This is a genomic window from Mesorhizobium sp. M7A.F.Ca.MR.245.00.0.0 (genome assembly GCF_003997415.1).
Lineage (GTDB): Bacteria > Pseudomonadota > Alphaproteobacteria > Rhizobiales > Rhizobiaceae > Mesorhizobium.
The window spans coordinates 1-2,362 of the sequence record NZ_RZTE01000090.1; the positions used below are offsets into that span (position 1 = coordinate 1).

A 2,362-nucleotide genomic window follows, 5' to 3' on the forward strand; every position below is an offset into this window, starting at 1 on the left:
GGCAGGGCAGAGGGGGGTGCCTTGGAACAACCATGGGCAAGTGTCTGCTATCCTCTGCCTTGGAAAGCTAAGCCTATGAATCGCTTGCAGCCGTCTATTCGACAAACACCTTCACACTCGCCGCACGCCCTGCGGCGTCGATGACGGTCAGCGTCGAATAGCCGGCGCCGTCGGGCTGCCAGGTCGCGGTGCGGCGACGATCGATGCCTGCCAGCGGCTTGCCGTTGGCGAGCCAGCGGAACGGCGCACGGCCGCCTTGCAGCTTCAGCACCAGTGGCGAGGCGTCGGCCGAATTGGTGCCGAGATCGACGCGGGCGCCGTCAGGCGGGAAGATGATGGTCGGTGCGGGTTCGCTCACCGTCGCCTGCACCAGGCCATCCGACCCGGCGCCGAAGCGGGCGAGCGTCACCGGCAGGTCCTCGCGTCTGGGGCTGAACATGCCGGGCGGTTTGCCCGGCAAGGGGACGGTGGCGAGGCCCGAGCGGACAAAACCCTCGAACAGGATGGGAGCGGCCGAGACATAGCCGGAAAGGCCGGGCACCGCGCCGGCATCCGGGCGGCCGACCCAGACGCCCAGCACATAGCGGCCGTCGAAGCCGACCGACCAGGCGTCGCGGTATCCGTAGGACGTGCCGGTCTTGTAGGCGATGCCGCGCTGCAAGGCACCCTCGGGCGGCTTGACGCCCGACAATATGTCGATGATCTGCCAGTTGGCCTGACCGTCGAGGATGGTGGCGCTGGTGCGCTCGGCATCGGCAGGCTCGGTGCCGTCATGCAGCGTGTGCGTCTTGCCGCCATTGGCGAGCCCTGTGTAGAGCTGGACGAGGTCGCGCAATGTCACCCCGACGCCGCCAAGACCGATGGCCAGGCCCGGGGCTTCGTTGACCGGCAGTATGGGGCTGACGCCGGCCTGGCGGAAGCGCGCCATCAGCCGCGTTGGCCCGACCGCGTCGAGCACGCGGATCGCCGGCACATTGAGCGACAATTGCAGCGCTTGCCGGATGCTGACATCGCCCTGGTAGCCCATGTCGAAATTCTTCGGCCGGTAGCCGGAGAAATCGACGGGGCTGTCGTCGATCAGCGTTTCCTGCGCCACCAGGCCCTGTTCGAAGGCCAAACCGTAGATGAAGGGCTTTAGCGTCGAGCCTGGCGAGCGGACGATCTTTGTCATGTCGATCCAGCCGGAGCGGCTGGCGTCGAAGAAATTGGCCGAGCCGACTTCGCCAAGGATGTCGCCGGTGCGGGAGTCGGCCAGCACCATAGCGACCGACAGGCGGGGGCCGAGCTTGGTGGCCGCGTCCCTCGCCACCTGTTCCAGCCCCTCCTGGACGCTCTTGCGGATCGTCAGCCGCAAGGGCTGGCCGGGGACGGCCTTGGGCAACATCGCATAGGCGGCGTGCGCGGCGAGCGCCGGCAGCGTGCGGCGCAGGTCCGAGACATCGTCGAGGGCGGCCCGTGCGGCCTCGCGCTCGCCGAGCAGGCGGGAGGAGACCATTCGGGTCAGCACCCGGTCGCGGGCGGCGTGGGCGATCTTCAAATTGCGGTCGGGCCGGCGCTTTTCCGGCAGCTGCGGCAGAGCGACGAGCAGGGCGGCCTCGGAAACGGTGAGCCGTTTCGGCTCCTTGCCGAAATAGGCGAGCGAGGCGGCGCGCACGCCTTCCAGATTGCCGCCATAAGGCGCCAGCGTCAGGTAGCGTTCGAGGATTTCGCGTTTCGACAGCCGCCGCTCTATCTGGATGGCGCGCAGCATCTGCTTGACCTTGGAGCCGAGGCTGCGGCTTTCGCGCGGCTCGATCAGCCGGGCAAGCTGCATCGAAAGCGTCGAGCCGCCGGAGACGATGCGGCCGCTGGTGGCGAACTGGCCGGCGGCGCGGGCCAGCGCCAGTATGTCGACACCTTCATGGTCCCAGAAACGCTTGTCTTCGTAGGTGACCAGCATGTCGACGAACTGCTTGTCGACCTGGTCGAGGCGGGTTTCGAGCCGCCAGTAACCGTCCGGCGTGGCGAAGGCGCGCAACAATTCGCCGTCGCGGTCCTGGACTTCGGTGGAGACCGTCAGTTCGGCTGGAAGCGGGGGCGGGAAGGCGTGGTCGAGCGCCCAGAGGGTGGTGGCGGCAATTGCGGTGAGTCCAATGAGGGAGGCTCCTGCAACGGCCGTGCGACGAAGGAACTTCTTGGAAAGCATGGCGCCGCCCCTCATCCGGCTGCCGCCACCTTCTCCCCGTATAGTGACGGGGAGAAGGGTGCTGTCATGGCCCTTGGCGCTTTTCCAGCAACGTTCAAAGATGGCGAAAGCTTTGTAGCAGGCCTCTTTCTCCCCGTCACTATACGGGGAGAAATGCCCGGCAGGGCAATGAGGGGC

1 protein-coding gene is annotated in these 2,362 nt (G+C 67.1%); it reads right to left on the reverse strand.

Annotation, left to right across the window (positions count from 1 at the left end):
* Positions 1-94: 94 nt before the first annotated feature.
* Entirely contained in the window at positions 95-2,185 is a 2,091-nt protein-coding gene (gene pbpC / locus EOB80_RS34125; RefSeq protein WP_127332371.1) for a penicillin-binding protein 1C, read from the reverse strand.
* Positions 2,186-2,362: the final 177 nt, after the last annotated feature.

Coding starts and splice junctions, on each gene's coding strand:
- pbpC (WP_127332371.1), bottom strand. CDS start 2,185: ATGCTTTCCAAGAAGTTCCTTCGTCGCACGGCCGTTGCAGGAGCCTCC.